The following is a 16,642-nucleotide window of genomic DNA, read 5'->3' on the forward strand; positions in this document are numbered from 1 at the left end:
TTTCCCGTCTTGGTCCCTGCGTCTTCCGTGGGGGTCCGGTTCATGCAACCGCGGGCGGCACCCCTTGCCGCCCCGTCGCGTCATCTTGTCACAACCACATCTACCGCCACCCGGCAAGCCATTGCTATCGACTTCATCCTAAAAAACCCCTATCTCCCGGCTGTCATGACCGATCGCTTCGACCCTTTCGCCGCCCTGATCGACCCCGACCGCGCCCTTGCCATCCTGCGCGAGGCGGTCTCGGGCGCCGACGATGGCGAGCTTTTCCTGGAACGCGCCCGCAGCGAGAGCCTCGTCTTCGACGACGGGCGGCTGCGCAGCGCGGGCTATGACGCCTCGCAGGGCTTCGGCCTGCGCGCGGTCCGGGGCGAGGTCACGGGTTACGGCCATTCCACCGACATCACCGAACCCGCCCTGCGCGACGCCGCCGCCATGGCGCGGCTTGCGGTCGGCAACGGCGGCGGCGTAATGGCGCCGCCCCCCGCCGGTCCCGGACCGCGGCTTTACACCGACGCCGATCCCGTCGGCGGGATCGAGTTCGCCGCCCGCATCGCCACCCTGCGCGACATCGACGCCTTCGCCCGCGACCTCGACCCCCGGGTGGTGCAGGTGACGGCCTCGATGGCGACCTCGTTGCAGGAGGTCGTGATCCTGCGCCCCGAGGGCGGCATCGTCACCGACACGCGCCCGATGGCGCGGCTGAACGTCTCGGTCATCGTGGAATCGAACGCCCGGCGGGAAACCGGCACGGCTGGCGGCGGCGGGCGATTCGGGCTGGCGGCGCTGATGCAGCCCGACCACTGGCAGGGGCTGGTGCGCGAGGCGCTGCGGATCGCCCAGGTCAACCTGCGATCGGTCCCCGCGCCTGCGGGCGTCATGGACGTGGTGCTGGGGCCGGGCTGGCCGGGAATCCTTCTGCACGAGGCAGTGGGCCATGGGCTGGAAGGCGACTTCAACCGCAAGAAGGCCTCGGCCTTTTCGGGACTGATGGGCCAGCGGATCGCCGCGCCCGGCGTGACTGTGGTGGACGACGGCACCCTGCCCGACCGGCGCGGGTCCATCACCGTGGATGACGAGGGCACCCCGCCCCAGCGCAACGTTCTGATCGAGGACGGGATCCTCGTGGGCTACCTGCAGGACCGGCAGAACGCCCGGCTGATGGGCGTCGCGCCGACCGGCAACGGCAGGCGGGAAAGCCATGCCCATGCGCCGATGCCGCGGATGACCAACACCATGATGGACCCTGGCAGCGATGACCCTGCCACGATCCTGTCGGGCCTGAAGGACGGCATCCATGCCGTGGGCTTCGGCGGCGGGCAGGTGGACATCACCAACGGCAAGTTCGTCTTTTCCTGCACCGAGGCCTATCGCGTCAGGAACGGCGAGGTGGGCGAACCCATCCGCGGCGCCACCCTGATCGGCGACGGGGCGACCGCCCTGCGCCAGATCCGGGCGGTCGGCAACGATCTCGCGCTTGATCCCGGCGTCGGCAACTGCGGCAAGCAGGGCCAGTGGGTGCCGGTGGGCGTGGGCCAGCCCACGCTGCTGATCGGCGGGCTGACGGTCGGCGGCTCGGCCGCCTGACGTTAACGCTTTCTTAACACCCCCATGCGATGAGTTCCCTGCGGATGAGGCAGGGACCGGTATTGCAGGCGCAATCGCTTTCTTTCAGCAACTCCTTTTCTCCGCGCGCCGCTCGGGACGATGACCTGACGGTTCTTCGCCTCATCCGTTCCCGCCGCGTCGGACCGGCGACATTCCACCGGCTTCTGGCCGAACACGGCAGCGCCGCCGCGGCGCTTGACGCCCTGCCCCGGATCGCTGCCGAGGCCGGGATCGAGGGCTACGAGATCTGCCCCGCGGGCGTGGCCCATGGCGAGCTTGTGGCGGGTGCCCGCGCGGGCGCACGGCTGATCCGCTTCGACGATCCGCTTTATCCCGCACTTCTTGCCACGATTCCCGATGCGCCGCCCGTCCTGTGGCTGAAGGGCCGTACCGAGGCGCTGGATCGCGCCTCCATCGCCGTCATCGGCGCCCGCAACGCCTCGTCGCTGGGCCTGCGGATGGCGCGCGGACTTGCGCGCGGGCTGGCCGAGGCGGGACTGACAGTGGCCGCCGGCCTGGCCCGGGGCATCGACACCGCCGCCCATGAGGCAAGCTGCGAGGCCGGCACCCTGGCCGTCATGGCGGGCGGCATCGACGTCATCTACCCGGCCGAGAATCGCGCCCTTGCCGACCGCATCCGCGAGAACGGCTGCCTGCTGACCGAGCAGCCGCCGGGGGTCGAGCCGGTCGCCCGCCATTTCCCGGCCCGCAACCGCATCGTCTCGGGCCTGTCGGCGGGCGTGGTGGTGATCGAGGCCGCGCATCGGTCTGGCAGCCTCATCACCGCCCGCTGCGGGGCCGAGCAGGGGCGCGAGATCATGGCCGTTCCGGGCCATCCGCTCGACGCCCGCGCGGCGGGTTGCAACGCCCTGATCCGCGACGGCGCGACACTGGTGCGCAATTCCGACGACGTGCTCGCGGCCCTGGCGGGCGCGGGCGGGCTGGCGGGGCTTTCCTGCGGTAAGCCGGAAGATGCAGATGGCCCTGTGCGTCGGAAAGGTCGCGCGGGGTCCGAAGGGCAAGCGCGCCGGATGGCGGGTGAGAGCGGCAGCCCTGATCAGGCAGTGGTCCGTGACGGGCCTGACCAGGGTGGCAGGGCGAATGTCACGTCCGACAGCGGCGACATTCCGCCTCGTGCCAAATCTCTGCGGAAGCCGGAAGGTAACGACTCGGATGTGGTGCAAGGTCCATCCGGGATGGCGTCCAGCGATGCTGATCGGTCATCGGACCTGCGCCATCGGCTGCTGACCCTTCTCGGCCCTTCTCCATCCGACGAGGACAGCGTCATCCGGGACATCGGCGTTTCGCCGGCGCATCTCGCCCCCACGATCCTCGACCTGGAACTGGAGGGCCGCGTCATCCGCCTGCCCGGTGGCCGCATCGCGCTGGCGACGTAAGTCTGTTGACGGAAGCCGGCCATGAATCCTGTCACCCGCGCAGTCTGACAACCGCCCGGCACGGCACGGCACGGCACGGATGAATACCGCTTCGGTGAATAGTGGCGCAATTCACTCCCGCCTGTGGGACTCAGGGCAGCCTTCATGCGCGGTCTCGGTAGTGAGCCTGTCCCGACATTCTGTGTCCCGCGACGGGTCTTCGGGCCGGGTGTCCAAGTCGGTTATCTCGGGTGGGTGCGAATGAACAGCGCCGGATGAAGAGAACGCGCACGCGGCCCGAACAATGGTCGGGCGAGATCGGCCCGGATGGTTTTCCGGTCAGACAAGGACTGTTCGGCGATCCTTGAAAAAACCGAAAAGGAGAAGCAGCAAGTCCGCCGCAGCGGTCGCAATCCCCCGATCCCATGATCCCGGCCGGCAGCAACGACAGGATGTTTCCGGCATTCTGCCAAACCTGAAGACATTTGAATTCTCGCATTCCCCCCAGCATGAAAGCACCTGAAGCAGGAGCGTGCGAACGCTCCTGATTACTCCTGCTGACCCAAGTGCACCGGGGAACGCGGTGGCGCCAGACCCGTGCGCCGACAGCGTGGGACGGATCAGCCGGCTTTCAGGGGCAGCGATGCCATGTCGCCGTGCCGGAACTCGTCGGGCGCGTCCAGGTCGGCGATCGGCGGCTCACCAGCATCCCGGTGGATCGGCCCGGTCAATGCGCCGGCACCCTGATCCCTGGCGGCTGGTTCGGGGACGGCCGGTTTCTCTGCCTCGCGTGTCAGGCGCAGGGCGTGTCGGCCTGCAAGCTCGCCCAGCTTGCCGCGGAACAGCACCTGGCCCGTTGCCGTCTCAAGACTGGCATTCGCCAGCACATGCGGCGGCAGGGCGATCATGTCGCCCGGCATCAGCCCTCGCAGTTCCCCCAGCGAGATCATGCGGCGGCAGAGAATCCCCGCAAGGTCGATCGGAGCCGCGCGGACCGCCTCGGACAAGGTCGCCGCGGCGGAAGCTCCTGCGGGGGCCAGTGCGGGTTTGTCCACTGCCATGGCAGTCGCGGGACGCGCGGCGGGTTCTGGCCGCGCCGGCAGCGCGATGAGGATGCGGCCGTCGCGCTGGCCGGTCTCGCCGGCGCGAAGCCGGGCCTGCACAAGATGGAAGCTGCCGTCCTCCAGCATCAACTCAAGCGGGCGGGGGTCCTCAAGGAAGCTCGCGTAGCGGAAACCGCGCAGTCCCTCTCCATCGGGCGGCAGGACAAGTTCCTCGCCCAGTTCGGAAAGACAGGCGTTGATGAGATCGGCGCAGATCAGGCCATCGGCCCGTGTCGGCCGCCGCACCGAGGGCGCACGGGCCGAGATGCGGCCTGTGGCCTGCATCTCGATCACCGCGCCGAGAAGGCCGGGGCAGATTGCGACGACCCCCAGGGCTTCGCCCGGCCCCTCGACGACAGAAATCAGCGCCCGTTCGGGGAAAAGCTCGGCCAGTTCGGCCAGGGCGGCCCGGTCATAGTCCAGCCGATCGAAGAACAGGCGCAGTCCGTGGACCCGATCCGCCGCCCGACCGATCGCCCCGGCGACGATCCGGTCCAGCCCGCGTCCCGTGGAAATTGGCAGGGCGGCCGCTTCGGATGCGGCACCTGCAGCGGCCCGGCGCGCCCCCGCGGCCGCAACATGGCGGCGCAGAGCCGATCCGCCCGCCGGCGCTTTCCCGTTTTCTGCCGCGGCCTGCATCGCCTGCCCGAATCGCCAATGTCCTGCGGCGAATCTGGCGGAAAATCCTTTCCGGCAGGTTAGCGTCGCCCCGTCAGAACCTAAAAATCGGCTTGCACCGGAAAGACAGGCAAAGCCCCCGGCTTAGAGCGACAGCCCCCTGCGCCCCGCCAGATCGGTGAAGAATTGCCAGGCAACCCGGCCAGAGCGCGCCCCGCGCGTGGCCTGCCACTCGATGGCCTCCGCCCGCAGGGTGGCGGGATCGACCTTGAGCCCGTAGGCGGCGCAATAGCCCTGGATCATCGCCAGGTATTCGTCCTGCCCGCAGGTGTGGAACCCAAGCCACAGGCCGAAGCGGTCGGACAGCGAGACTTTTTCCTCGACCGCCTCGCCGGGGTGGATGGCGGTCGCGCGTTCATTGTCGATCATGTCGCGCGGCATCAGGTGACGCCGGTTCGAGGTCGCATAAAGCACCACGTTCGGCGGGCGCCCGGCAAGGCCGCCATCCAGCACCGCCTTCAGGGACTTGTATTGCGCGTCGTCGCCGGAAAACGACAGGTCATCCGCAAACAGGACGAAACGCCGGTCGCTGTCGGCCAGGATCGCCAGCAGCCGCCCGACCGAATCGAGGTCGTCGCGGGCGATTTCCACCAGCACCAGCGGCAGGCCCTGCGCCACCGCCTCGGCATGGACGGCCTTGACCAGCGAGGATTTTCCCATCCCCCGCGCACCCCACAGAAGCGCGTTGTTCGCCGCATGGCCGCGGGCGAATTGCAGCGTGTTGGCCAGAAGGGTGTCGCGGGCGCGGTCAATGCCGACCAGTTGATCCAGCGGCACCCGGTTCACGCGGCGAACGGGGTCAAGCCGGTCAGGGCCGGTGTGCCAGACATAGGCCTCGGCCTCGGTGAAGCTGGGGGACGGTGCAGGCGGCGGCGACAGGCGGTCCAGCGCATCGGCGATCCGCGTCAGCGCGGGATCAGTCGTCATCAACATCGACCCACAGCCCTTCCGCGCGCAACTGCGCCTCTCGTTTCGCTTCGATGCGTTTCACAAGCTGGATAGCGACCTCGTAAAGCGCGTAGATCACCGTGAACAGCACAAGCTGGCTGATGACATCCGGCGGCGTGACCATGGCGGCCAGTATGAGGATCAGCACCACCGCATAGCGCCGCATGGAGGCAAGCCCCGCTGCCGACACCAGCCCCGCCTTGCCCATCAGCGTCAGCGCCACCGGCAGTTGGAACGACAGGCCGAAAGCCAGCACGAACTTGGTCGTCAGCGACAGGTATTCGCTGATCGAGCCTTGGAAGACGATGCCCGCCATCCGGTCGTCGGTGGCGACCGGGACGGTTGGATCGTCGGGCAGGTCCAGCGGGCCGCTCTGGAAGCCCAGGAAGAAATCGAAGGCCCAAGGCAGGATGATGTAATAGGCGAAGGCGCCGCCGATCATGAACATCACCGGCGAGGCGACCAGGAAGGGCAGGAAGGCGTTCTTTTCCGAACGATAAAGCCCCGGCGCGATGAAGCGCCACAGTTGATAGGCGATCACCGGGAAGGCGAGAATGAAGCCACCGAACATGGCGATCTGCATGGCCAGGAAGAAGCCTTCCTGCACCTTCAGCATGATCAGCCCGCATTCCTGCCCGCGCTTGGCCAGCGCCCCGCAGATCGGATGGGTCAGGAAGTCGAAGATCGGCTTCCAGACGAAATAGCACAGGATGGCGGCACCGACAAAAGCCATCACCGACCAGATCAGGCGGGTGCGAAGCTCGGCCAGATGCTCGATCAGCGGGGCGGAACTGTCGTCGATGTCGTCAGGACGTTGGGCCAAGCCTCAGCTCCGGTCGGTGCGGCGGACGGCGTGCAGCCGGCGGGCGCCGGGTTGTGGCGCCTCGGCCGAGGGTGCGCCGGTGGCGGGCGGCGCGGCGGGGGCCACGACCTTCTCCTCCCCCCCGGGGGCGGAAGCTGCGGGGGCGGGGTCCGCCTTGGCCTCAGGCTTCGGGGGCTTCGGCGCGGAAGGATCGGGTATGGCGGACTTGCCCTCCTTCCCCTCGCGCACCGGCTGCAGCGGGTCCCATTTCTCGAACTTGTCGGCGGCGCGGCCCAGCGCGTCCAGGCCCATCGACTTGGTGCTGGTCAGCTTCTGCAGGTCGCGCAATTCCTTGGTGGCCTCCTGCACGCCCGAGGCTCTTGCCGCGTCCTCCATCGCCGAGGAGAATTCGCGCGCCATGCCACGGGCACGCGACAGGATGCGGCCAAGCGTGTGAAACATCACCGGCAGATCCTTGGGGCCGATGACGATAAGCGCCACCACCCCGATCAGCAGAAGCTCGGTCCAGCCGACATCCAGCATGACTTTCCCGTGTGCTCGTTCGACTTACAGGCGGTCGGTGTCGCGCGGGGTCACGTCGCGCAGCGCCTCGGTGCGGCTGGCGCGGGCAGCATCGGCTTCGGCCTGGATGCGCTCGGCCTCGGCGCGGGCCTTGGCGGCGGCGCGTTCCAGATCGTCGGCGGTGCGTTCAGCGGTAACGGCGCGCTCGGTCGTGGCGTCGGCGGTGCGCTCGATTTCCTCGCTGCCGTCGCGCACGCCGCGCTTGAAGGCGGTGATCCCCTTGCCGACCTCGCCCATCAGGGACGAGACCTTGCCCCGGCCGAACAGGACCAGGACGACGATGGCGATCAGCAGAAGCGCCATGGGTGAAGGTGCGTGCATCGTCTCTCTCCGTTGTCGGGCCGCGGGGCCCGGCGCGGACGCTCGGGCATGAGCGGCCGTTTCACTGCATATAAGGACATGGGGGCCGGGCCGAAAGACCCTTTGCGGTCACAGGTCAGAGCGTCGCAGGCCCCTTTCTTTCCCCCGGAATCCGGCCCGAGGCTGGCGCTTTGCCGCTGCCGACCCCAGATCGGCGCCATCCGCCCGACAAGGAGCCCGCCGCATGAGCGTCGATCCCGCCCGACTGATGTTCCTGCTGCTGCTGGTCTTCGCGCTGGGTGGGTTCGTGGTGGTCGAGTTCCGCCGCAACGCCGGCTCGACCTCGCGCGCGGTGATGGCCTGGACGCTGATCTTCGTCGCAGTGATCGCGGCGGCCGGCCTGTGGGAGGACATCCGCCGGCAGGTCCTGCCCCGCCAGGCGATGGTCAGCCCGACCCGGATCGAGGTGCCCATCGGGCCGGACGGCCATTTCCACCTGACGGCCGAGCTGAACGGCGTGCCCGTGCGCTTTGTCGTGGATACCGGAGCGTCGTCCATGGCGCTCAGCCCGCGCGATGCGGAACGGGTGGGCATCGACCTTGACCGGCTGGCCTTCGCCGGTCAGGCGCGCACCGCGAACGGGCTGGTGCCGACCGCCACGGTGCGGCTGGACAGCGTGGCCATCGGCGACATCGTGGACCAGAACGTCCCCGCCATCGTGATCCGGGGCGAGGTGGATCGCTCGCTTCTGGGGATGGACTACCTCGGCAGATTCGCCCGCGTGGGCTTCGAGGGCGGCACGCTGGTGCTGGAACGCTGAGGCCGCCTCAAGGCACCGTCGCTTGTGCGACCGAGGTCCACCCGGGGGCCAACCCCATCATCGTATACGACCATCCCGGATATCTTGCCGAAGAAAAAAGGCTGCTCGCCTGCTTCAGGCGCATTCTTCTTTGCCCAAATATCCCGGGGTCCGGGGCAGAGCCCCGGTCCGAGGATCCAGCCGGAGGCGCGGCATCCCGGTCCGGCGTCCTGTCACCGCTTCTTCTCCCACCGCCCAGCGGCCTCGGACCAGTATTCCGCGGCAACCCTTGCGCCCGTCAGGTTTCGCCACTGATCCCGCGCGCGCTCTACTGCCGCGGGGTCGTTGCCGTCGAAGACCACGCAGACCCGTTGTGCCCGAATACATTCGGCCGGGTCGATGGCCGCGCCGTCGATTGCGATCAGGCAATCGGCGCCCGGCGGCTCGTCCTGCCCGGCCACGGTCAGCAGCACCGGCTGCAACGCGTCATGCGGCCCGCCCGCAAGGCCGTGGGGCAGGAAGCCGTCGCCCTGCCACAGAAGCTCGTCCAGCCGCGCCATGCGGGCGGATTCGGTGCCGCGCAGTTCCACCCGCCAGCCGGCCTGCCGCGACTTGGCCGCCAGCGACGGCACCAGCGCCTCGGCCGTCGAGCGGGTCAGGTGATAGAACAGCGCGTTGCCCAAGAATCGGCCTTATTCCGCCTCGAACCGGTCGCGGATCAGCCGGTCGAGCGTCATCACCCCCCAGCCCGTCGGTCCCTTGGGCGCCAGCGTGGTTTCCCCCGGCGGCAGCGCCACCCCCGCGATGTCCAGATGCGCCCAAGGGGTGCCCTTGCGGATGAAGCGCTGCAGGAACTGCGCCGCGGTGATGGACCCCGCGGGCCGCCCGCCCGAGTTCTTCATGTCCGCCAGCCGCGACTTGATGAGATCGTCGTAAGCCGGCCCCAGCGGCATCCGCCACAGCCCCTCGCCCGTGGCATCCGCCGCCCTCAGCAGATCCCCCGCCAGCGCGTCGTCGTTGGAAAACAGTCCGGCCTTCTCATGCCCCAGCGCCACGATGATCGCGCCCGTCAGGGTGGCGAGGTTCACCACCGCCGCAGGCTGGAAGCGGTCCTGCGCGTACCAGAGGACATCGGCCAGCACCATCCGCCCCTCGGCGTCGGTGTTCACGACCTCGATGCTGTTGCCCTTCATCGAGCGCACGATGTCGCCCGGCCGCTGAGCGCGGCCGTCGGGCATGTTCTCGACCAGCCCGACCAAGCCCACGACGTTGGCTTTCGCCCGGCGCAGCGCCAGCGTCCGCATGACGCCTGCGACGACGCCCGCGCCGCCCATGTCCATGGTCATCTCCTCCATCCCCTGAGCGGGCTTGATGGAGATGCCGCCGGTGTCGAAGACCACGCCCTTGCCGACGATCGCGAAGGGAGCTTCCTCCCCGCCGCCCTGCCAGCGCATGACGACGACCTTGGTGGGGCTTTCCGACCCCTGCCCCACCGCCAGCAGCGCCCGCATGCCGAGGCGCGCGAGTTCGTCCTCGTCCAGCACCTCGACCTCAAGGCCAAGCTCGCGCATCGCCAGCAGGCGGTCAGCGAAATCGGTGGTGGTCAGGACGTTCGCGGGCTCGTTCACCAGATCGCGGGTGAAGAACACGCCCTCGGCCAGCGCCGCCCCCGCCTGTGCCTCGCGCGCCGCCGCCTCGGGGTCGGCGCAGAGGACGGTGACGCGGGCCTTTTCCGGCTGCGGCGGCTCGGCGGTTTTTCCGGTCGTGCCCGGCTCGGGTTCGGCACCCGCGGCGTCATTCAGCCGCGCGTCGGGCGCGGCACCGTGGGTGGTGCTTTGCGGCGCGGCGGCGGGCAGGTCGCCGGCGGTCTCCTCGGCCCCGGCCTCGGCCTGCGGCGCGGACTTGTAGGCCGGAAAGTCATAGCCGCGCAGCGCGATCCCCAGCGTCAGGTCGGCCACCGGCGTGCGCGGATCGCAGACCACCGTGACCTCGCCCTTGCCCATGCGGGCGCCGATGGCGGCCCCGGCCTTGCGCGCCAGCGCCGCATCGGCGCGGCGGGGCAGGCGGACAAGCTGCACCGCATCGGCGGCAAGGCCCGCCGGAAAGGCGATCTCCATTGCGCCGCCCGGCTTGACCTCGGCCCATGCCTTCGACCCCAGCGCGCGGGACAGGCTCTTGCGGACAGGGCCCGGCAGCCCCTTGGGCAACTGGTCGCGCTCGCCGACGATCAGGGCAAGCCGCCCCTCGCGTTCCGAAAGATCGGCGTCGGCGGCGGGCATGAAACGGATTTCGACGGGATGGGTCATCGGGAAGCCTTCGGTTGCGCGAGCGTGGCAGAGCCTAAGCCCCACCCGCCGCCTTGACCAGACCGGCCAGGCAGCGGCCCGAAGGGCTTTCGCCGGACCCCTCGCCCGGCTAATCAGGACGGGCCCGCAGCCAGGATGGGACATGACCCGGATCGACCGATACATGCTGTCGCAATTCCTGACCCAGTTCGGGTTCTTCGCGCTGGTGCTGGTGTCGGTCTACTGGATCAACCGCGCCGTGCGGCTGTTCGAGCAACTGATCCAGGATGGCCAGACCGCGCTGGTGGTGCTGGAATTCACGGCCCTGACCCTGCCCGTCGTGATCGCGCTGGTGCTGCCGGTGGCGGCCTTTGCGGCCACGGCCTACGGAACCAACCGGCTGGCGTCGGAATCCGAGCTGACGGTGATGCAGGCGGCAGGGCTGTCGCCCTGGCGGCTGGCGCGCCCGGCGCTGGTCTTCGGGCTTCTGGTCGGGCTGATGGTCGCGATCCTCGCCCATGGGCTGGTGCCCATGGCCCGCGCCCGGCTGGCCGAGCGGCAGGCCGACATCGCAGAAAACGTTTCCGCCCGCTTCCTGCGCGCAGGCGCCTTCCAGCATCCCGGCGACGGCGTGACCCTGTTCATCGGCGAGATCGCGCCCGACGGCCGCCTGATCGACCTGTTCCTGGAAGACGCGCGCAACCCAGGCAGCCAGACCATCTACACCGCCGAGGAGGCGCTGGTCCTGCGCGGCGAGACCGGCCCCCGGCTGGTGATGGCGCGGGGCATGGTCCAGACGCTGCGCAGCGCGCCGGGGGCCGAGCCGCGCCTGTCCACCACGCGCTTTGCCGACCTGACCTATGACATCGGCGCGCTGTTTTCCGTCACGGCGCGGCGCGGGCGCGACCTGCGCGACTATTCGACGCCCCGGCTGCTGAATCCAGACCCCGAGATCCTGTCCGCGACCGGCGCCTCGGCCGAGCGCGCGCGGGCGGAAGGGCACGAGCGGCTGGCGCAGCCTCTGCTCGCCCCGGTGGGGGCGCTGCTGGGCTTTTCCATGCTGCTTCTGGGCGGCTTCTCGCGTTTTGGCGTCTGGCGGCAGGTGATCTGGGCGGTGGTGGCGCTGCTCTTCGTGCATTTCCTGTCCACTGCCGCCGCCAGCCGCGCGGCGAAGGCGCCGGAAAGCTGGCCGCTGCTCTATGTGCCCGCGATTGCGGGCGCGGCTATGGTCATGGCGGCGCTGTGGGTGGCGGCCCGGCCGCGGCGGCTGCGCGGGGCGGACCAAGCCGAGGTCGGGCCATGATCCTGCAACGCTATGTCGCCCAACGCTTCCTGCGGCAATTTCTGCTGGTGACGGCAGTCTTCGTGGCGATCCTCTTCCTCATCGACATCGTCGAGCAGATCCGCCGCTTCGGCGGCGACGACATCGGCCTTGCGGGGGCGGCTGGCCTGTCGGCGCTGAACATCACCGAAGGCGTTTATGCGATCCTGCCGCTGATCGCCCTGCTTGCGGGCATCGCGCTGTTTCTGGGGCTGTCGCGCAGTTCGGAAATGGTGGCGATCCGCGCCGCCGGGCGGTCCGGGCTGCGCATCGTGGCCGCGCCCGTCATCACGGCGGTCGTCCTGGGCGCCATTCTCGTCAGCGTGATGAACCCGATGGTGGCAGCCACCACCAAGCGCTACGACGAGGCCGCCGCGCGGGCGAACGGAGAGGTGCCGCAGGCCGTCTCGCTGGGACGGGGCGCGGTCTGGCTGCGGCAGGGTGTGCCGGCGGGCTCGGCCGGGACCGGGCCCGAGGGCGGCCAGATCGTGATCCGCGCGAGCCGCGCCAGCGCCGACGCGACCACGCTTTACAACGCGACCTTTCTGGTCTTCGACGCGACCCAAGGCCCGGTCCGCCGCATCGTCGCGCAGTCGGCGCGGCTCATCAACGGCGCCTGGGCGCTGACCGGGGTGAAGGAATGGCGGCTCGGCAGCGCCAATCCCGAAAGCGCGGCGCTGGCCCTGCCCGGCATGACGCTGCCCACGGAACTGACCGCCGCGCGCATCCGCGACGGCTTCGGCGCACCCGAGGCGATCCCCTTCTGGCAGTTGCCCGATTTCATCGAAGGGCTGGAACGCGCGGGCTTTTCCGCCCTGCGCCACAAGGTCTGGCTGATGATGGAAATCGCCCGGCCCTTCCTGATGGGGGCGATGGTGATGGTCGCGGCCGTCTTCACCATGCGGCCGATGCGAGGGCGGCGCAGCGGGATGCTGGTGCTGACCGCCTTCATCACCGGCGTGGGGCTGTTCTTCCTGCGCAACCTGACGCAGGTTCTGGGAGAGGCCGGCGAGGTGCCGCCCGCCTTCGCCGCCTTCGCGCCCCCGCTGATCGCGGCGCTGCTGGCACTGACCGCCCTTCTGCGGCTGGAGGAATGATGACCGCGCCTGCCCGCATCCTCCGCCGCGGCACGGCCGCCCTGGCCATCGGCCTTGCGCTGGCGACCGCCGCCTCGGCGCAGACTGACCTGACCGCGCCCTCGGTTCCTTTCGTGGGCAGAGGCGGGCCGGCACTTGCGCCGACGGAATCGAACCGGCGCGGCGACCGGCTGGCCGACGGAACCAGCTTCACCGCGCTGCCTGTGGTGATCGCGCCCCGGCGGCCGCCCGCGCGGGTCGAAACGCCGCCCGAGCCGGATGACGCGGCCACGCTTCTTGCCGATCACGTCGATCTGTCGGGCGACCGGGTGCTGACCGCATCGGGCGGGGTCGTGATCTGGTTCCGCGGCGCGCGGCTGATCGCCGAGCGGGTGATCTATGACGGCAATGCGGGCACGCTGGCGATCGAGGGGCCGATCCACCTGACCGAGCCGGGCAGCGAGAGCACCCAATCGGAAGTCATCCTGATCGCCGACGCCGCGCAACTGGACGAGGACCTGCAGGACGGGCTGCTGACCGGCGCCCGGATGGTGCTGGCGCGCGAACTGCAGTTCGCCGCAGCCGAGGTCCGCCGCACCGGCCAGGGCCGGATGACCACGCTGACCCATGTGGTCGCTTCCTCCTGCCAGGTCTGCGCTTCGGACCCCACGCCCTTGTGGGAGATCCGCGCCCGCCGCATCACCCATGACGCCGAAACCCGGCGCATCCATTTCGACCGCCCGCAGTTCCGCGCCTTCGGCCTGCCTGTCGCGACCCTGCCCGTGCTGTCCGCCCCCGATCCCACGGTCGAGCGGATGACCGGCTTCCTCGCGCCCCGCTTCCGCACGACCTCGGGGCTGGGGTTCGGGGTGATGCTGCCCTATTTCATCACCTTGGGCGACAGCGCCGACCTGACGTTGACGCCCTATGTCTCGGCCAGCCGCACCGCGACTCTGGGGCTGCGCTACCGGCAGGCCTTCGTGAACGGCGCCGCCGAGATCAACGGCGCGATCTCGGACGACGACCTGGCCTCGGGGACGCGCGGTTATCTGTTCGCGAACGCCGCCTTCCGGCTTCCCCGCGATTACCTGCTGGGGCTGCAGCTTCAGACCGCCTCGGACCGCGCCTACCTGCTGGATTACGACATCACCGACGCCGACCGGCTGTGGAGCGGGGTGACGCTGGACCGCGTCGCCCGCGACCGGCTGGTGACTGCCCGCGTCGGCCGCTACGAGGCCCTCCGCGACGAGGAGGACAACGCGGCATTCCCCGACCTTGTCGCCGACGCGCTGTGGGAACGGCGGTTCCGCCCTGCGCTGATCGGCGGCGAGGGCGGGGTGCAACTGTCCGTCCACGCCCATCGGCGCCGCTCGGGCGAGGACATCGAGGGCCGCGACATGGCCCGCGGCTCGGCCCGGCTGGACTGGCAGCGCAACGAGATCCTGCCCCTTGGGATCGTCGCGGCGATGCAGGGGCGGCTGGACGCGGACCTTTACCGCATCCGCGACGACAGCCGCTTCGACGCGACCGAGGCCCGCGCGACCCCGGTCGGCGCCATTGAGCTGCGCTGGCCGCTGTTGTCGCGGGGCGGCCGGGCCGCGAACCTGCTGGAACCCGTGCTGCAGGTCGTCTGGTCGCCGGAACTGGACAACGAGGACGAGGTGCCGAACGAGGATTCCCGCCTGATCGAGTTCGACGAGGGGAACCTGTTTTCTCTGGACCGCCTGCCCGGCCGCGATGCGGTGGAAGGGGGTCTGCGGGCGAACCTCGGGCTGACATGGACGCGGATCGACCCGGCGGGCTGGTCCTTGGGGGTGACGGCGGGCCGGGTGCTGCGCAACGACCCGGACCCCGCCTTTGAACGCGGCGGCGAGGTGCTGTCCGGCCGCCAGTCCGACTGGCTGCTGTCCGCGACCTATTCCGATTCCAGCGGCCTTGCCGTCGCCAACCGGGCGCTGTTCGACAGCGACCTGTCGATCCACCGCGACGAGCTGCGCGTGGGCTGGCTGCGCCCCGGCCTCGAACTCTCCGCGGGCTATCTGTGGATCGACGCCCGGACCGAGGAAGGCCGCCCGCGCGACGTGTCCGAACTGACCGCCACCACCGGCTGGCAGGTGGCCCAAGGCTGGCGCGCGACGGCCGAGACCCGCTACGACTTTGCCGCCGACCGGGCGCAGAAGGCGGAACTGGGGCTGGAATACCGCAACGAATGCGTGACGGTGGACCTGTCGGTGTCGCGCCGCTTCACCTCGTCGGACACGGTTCGGGCCGACACGGACGTAGGGCTGTCGGTGCGGCTGGGCGGCTTCGGGCGCTCGCGCGCCGATGGCGTGGCGACGGTGGCGCGGCGGTCCTGCCTGCGCTAGGTTGGCCTGCAAGAACAGAACGGCAAGACCTGAGGACGGGGCGACGATGCGGCGGATTCTTCACGCGACGACCATGGCGGTGGCTCTGGGGGCGACGGCCCTGCCCGCGTTGGCCCAGACGGGGCCGCTGTCGCCCGTGGTGTATGTCAACAACTCGGCCGTGACGCAGTATGAGCTGGACCAGCGCATCCGCTTCATGCAGATCCTGCGCGCCCCCGGCGCCGACCGCGAGGGCGCGCTGCAGGCGCTGATCGACGACCGGCTGAAGATGGACATCGCCAGGCAACTCGGCATCGCCGTCACCGACGAGGGGCTGGAAGCGGGGCTGGCCGAGTTCGCAGGCCGCGCCGGGCTCGGCATCGAGGAATTCGCCGCCGCGCTTGGCCGCGAGGGGGTCGAGCGGCAGGCTTACCGCGATTTCGTCCGCACCGGCGTCGCCTGGCGCGAGGTCATCCGCCAGCGCATCGTGCCCACCATCGATGTCAGCGACCGCGAGGTCGAGCAGGATCTGACCCGCGAGATCGAGACGCCCATCGTCACCCAGGTCCTGCTGTCGGAACTGGTGATCCCCGCCCCGCCCGGGCAGGAACAATCCGCGCTGGCGCTGGCGCAGCAACTGTCGGGGTCGGTGACGACCGAGGGGCAGTTCGCCGCCGCCGCGCGCCAGTATTCGGCGGTGCCGACCGCGCCGCAGGGCGGACAGCTTCCCTGGACGCCGCTGGCGAACCTTGCGCCGGGCCTGCGCGACATCATCCTGCAGATGCCTTCAGGCTCGATCAGCCAGCCGCTTCCGGTGCAGGGCGCGGTGGTTCTGTTCTTCCTGCGCCAGACGCAGGGCCGCCTGCGCGCGGGGGCCGAATCCCAGACCGTCGATTACGTCGAGCTTGCCCTGCCCTCGGCGGCCGAGGGCGCGCGCATCCTGTCCGTCGCCGACAGTTGCGAGCAGGTCTTCGTCGAGGCCAACCGCTTCGCCGGCGACGTGATCCGGCGACAGACGCAGCCCCTGTCGGCGGTGCCGCTGGACGTGGCGCAGCGGATCGCCTCGCTGGACCGTAACGAGGGCACGGTGATCGACTATGGCGGGGGGGCGCGGCTGGTGATGCTCTGCAGCCGCACGCCCGCGCTGATCGCCGACACGGCCGAGCCCACCACCCTGCCCGGCCTGCCGGTGCCCCCGCGGCGCGAGGCGCCCCCTCCCAGCGCCGCCGAAGCGCCCAATGCCGCGAACGCCGCCGCCGATGCAGCCGCCGCGGCAGGCGTCGCCACGCCCGGCGACCCGCCGCTGCGAACGCGCGAGGAGGTGCGGGCGGTGATCTTCAACCGCAAGGTCAACGCGGCGGCCGACGCCTATCTGGCCGAGTTGCGCGCCGACGCGCTGATGCGCCGCCCGTGAGCCAGCGC

The 16,642-nt window shown here is 70.1% G+C and carries 13 protein-coding genes and 1 pseudogene; 7 read left to right on the plus strand and 7 right to left on the minus strand.

Translation table 11 applies throughout. The features are described 5' to 3' along the window. Positions 1-165: 165 nt before the first annotated feature. Both tldD and dprA read left to right on the plus strand, forming a co-directional pair. On the plus strand, positions 166-1,584 hold the full coding sequence (gene tldD, locus H5395_RS02520) for a metalloprotease TldD (protein ID WP_182790961.1): 1,419 nt from the start codon (positions 166-168) through the stop codon (positions 1,582-1,584). A 62-nt stretch (positions 1,585-1,646) separates the two neighbouring features. After that, the gene (dprA, locus tag H5395_RS02525; RefSeq protein ID WP_234450786.1) at positions 1,647-3,002 is read left to right on the plus strand and encodes a DNA-processing protein DprA; all 1,356 of its coding nucleotides are present in this window, start codon (positions 1,647-1,649) and stop codon (positions 3,000-3,002) included. A gap of 599 nt (positions 3,003-3,601) precedes the next feature. Here the strand turns inward: dprA and H5395_RS02530 are convergent. From H5395_RS02530 to H5395_RS19390, 5 genes and pseudogenes are all read right to left on the minus strand, one after another. Next, positions 3,602-4,723: a FliM/FliN family flagellar motor switch protein gene (locus H5395_RS02530; RefSeq protein ID WP_182790963.1), complete on the minus strand. Its 1,122-nt coding sequence runs from the start codon at positions 4,721-4,723 to the stop codon at positions 3,602-3,604. 123 nt (positions 4,724-4,846) lie between these two features. Next, entirely contained in the window at positions 4,847-5,689 is an 843-nt protein-coding gene (locus H5395_RS02535; protein WP_182790964.1) for an ATP-binding protein, read from the minus strand. Further along, positions 5,679-6,533, minus strand: coding sequence for a twin-arginine translocase subunit TatC (tatC, locus tag H5395_RS02540; RefSeq protein WP_182790965.1), 855 nt, complete (start codon positions 6,531-6,533; stop codon positions 5,679-5,681). Before tatC ends, H5395_RS02535 begins: the two co-directional genes overlap by 11 nt. A 3-nt stretch (positions 6,534-6,536) precedes the next feature. Then, the gene (tatB, locus tag H5395_RS02545; protein ID WP_182790966.1) at positions 6,537-7,055 is read right to left on the minus strand and encodes a Sec-independent protein translocase protein TatB; all 519 of its coding nucleotides are present in this window, start codon (positions 7,053-7,055) and stop codon (positions 6,537-6,539) included. 153 nt (positions 7,056-7,208) lie between these two features. After that, positions 7,209-7,415: pseudogene (locus tag H5395_RS19390) on the minus strand (twin-arginine translocase TatA/TatE family subunit); the annotation flags it as partial. Positions 7,416-7,638: 223 nt separating this feature from the next. On the opposite strand from H5395_RS19390, the gene H5395_RS02555 reads away from it, so the two are divergent. Continuing rightward, positions 7,639-8,214, plus strand: coding sequence for a TIGR02281 family clan AA aspartic protease (locus tag H5395_RS02555; protein WP_182790968.1), 576 nt, complete (start codon positions 7,639-7,641; stop codon positions 8,212-8,214). A 212-nt stretch (positions 8,215-8,426) separates the two neighbouring features. Here H5395_RS02555 and H5395_RS02560 read toward each other — a convergent pair whose 3' ends face one another. Next, positions 8,427-8,876, minus strand: coding sequence for a DNA polymerase III subunit chi (locus H5395_RS02560; RefSeq protein ID WP_182790969.1), 450 nt, complete (start codon positions 8,874-8,876; stop codon positions 8,427-8,429). Positions 8,877-8,885: 9 nt separating this feature from the next. Further along, positions 8,886-10,499, minus strand: coding sequence for a leucyl aminopeptidase (locus H5395_RS02565; RefSeq protein WP_182790970.1), 1,614 nt, complete (start codon positions 10,497-10,499; stop codon positions 8,886-8,888). A gap of 142 nt (positions 10,500-10,641) precedes the next feature. Here H5395_RS02565 and lptF point away from each other — a divergent pair, with 142 nt between their 5' ends. The 4 genes from lptF to H5395_RS02585 are packed head-to-tail and all read left to right on the plus strand — an operon-like array spanning position 10,642 to position 16,634. Next, positions 10,642-11,781 (plus strand): LPS export ABC transporter permease LptF, encoded by a 1,140-nt coding sequence (lptF, locus tag H5395_RS02570; protein WP_182790971.1) that lies wholly within the window; start codon positions 10,642-10,644, stop codon positions 11,779-11,781. Next, positions 11,778-12,896: an LPS export ABC transporter permease LptG gene (gene lptG, locus H5395_RS02575; RefSeq protein ID WP_182790972.1), complete on the plus strand. Its 1,119-nt coding sequence runs from the start codon at positions 11,778-11,780 to the stop codon at positions 12,894-12,896. The genes lptF and lptG overlap by 4 nt, the downstream gene beginning before the upstream one ends. Then, positions 12,896-15,241 (plus strand): LPS-assembly protein LptD, encoded by a 2,346-nt coding sequence (locus tag H5395_RS02580; protein WP_255440473.1) that lies wholly within the window; start codon positions 12,896-12,898, stop codon positions 15,239-15,241. The genes lptG and H5395_RS02580 overlap by 1 nt, the downstream gene beginning before the upstream one ends. Before the next feature lie 46 nt (positions 15,242-15,287). After that, positions 15,288-16,634, plus strand: a complete 1,347-nt coding sequence (locus tag H5395_RS02585; RefSeq protein WP_182790974.1) for a peptidylprolyl isomerase — start codon at positions 15,288-15,290, stop codon at positions 16,632-16,634. Positions 16,635-16,642 lie beyond the last annotated feature (8 nt).

The organism is Paracoccus sp. MC1854, assembly GCF_014164635.1.
Lineage (GTDB): Bacteria > Pseudomonadota > Alphaproteobacteria > Rhodobacterales > Rhodobacteraceae > Paracoccus.

What these genes read in the sequence shown, in the direction of transcription:
- tldD (WP_182790961.1), top strand. Translation starts at nt 166, where the DNA reads ATGACCGATCGCTTCGACCCTTTCGCCGCCCTGATCGACCCCGACCGC.
- H5395_RS02530 (WP_182790963.1), bottom strand. Translation starts at nt 4,723, where the DNA reads ATGCAGGCCGCGGCAGAAAACGGGAAAGCGCCGGCGGGCGGATCGGCT.
- H5395_RS02535 (WP_182790964.1), bottom strand. Translation starts at nt 5,689, where the DNA reads ATGACGACTGATCCCGCGCTGACGCGGATCGCCGATGCGCTGGACCGC.
- tatB (WP_182790966.1), bottom strand. Translation starts at nt 7,055, where the DNA reads ATGCTGGATGTCGGCTGGACCGAGCTTCTGCTGATCGGGGTGGTGGCG.
- H5395_RS02555 (WP_182790968.1), top strand. Translation starts at nt 7,639, where the DNA reads ATGAGCGTCGATCCCGCCCGACTGATGTTCCTGCTGCTGCTGGTCTTC.
- H5395_RS02565 (WP_182790970.1), bottom strand. Translation starts at nt 10,499, where the DNA reads ATGACCCATCCCGTCGAAATCCGTTTCATGCCCGCCGCCGACGCCGAT.
- lptF (WP_182790971.1), top strand. Translation starts at nt 10,642, where the DNA reads ATGACCCGGATCGACCGATACATGCTGTCGCAATTCCTGACCCAGTTC.
- lptG (WP_182790972.1), top strand. Translation starts at nt 11,778, where the DNA reads ATGATCCTGCAACGCTATGTCGCCCAACGCTTCCTGCGGCAATTTCTG.
- H5395_RS02580 (WP_255440473.1), top strand. Translation starts at nt 12,896, where the DNA reads ATGACCGCGCCTGCCCGCATCCTCCGCCGCGGCACGGCCGCCCTGGCC.
- H5395_RS02585 (WP_182790974.1), top strand. Translation starts at nt 15,288, where the DNA reads ATGCGGCGGATTCTTCACGCGACGACCATGGCGGTGGCTCTGGGGGCG.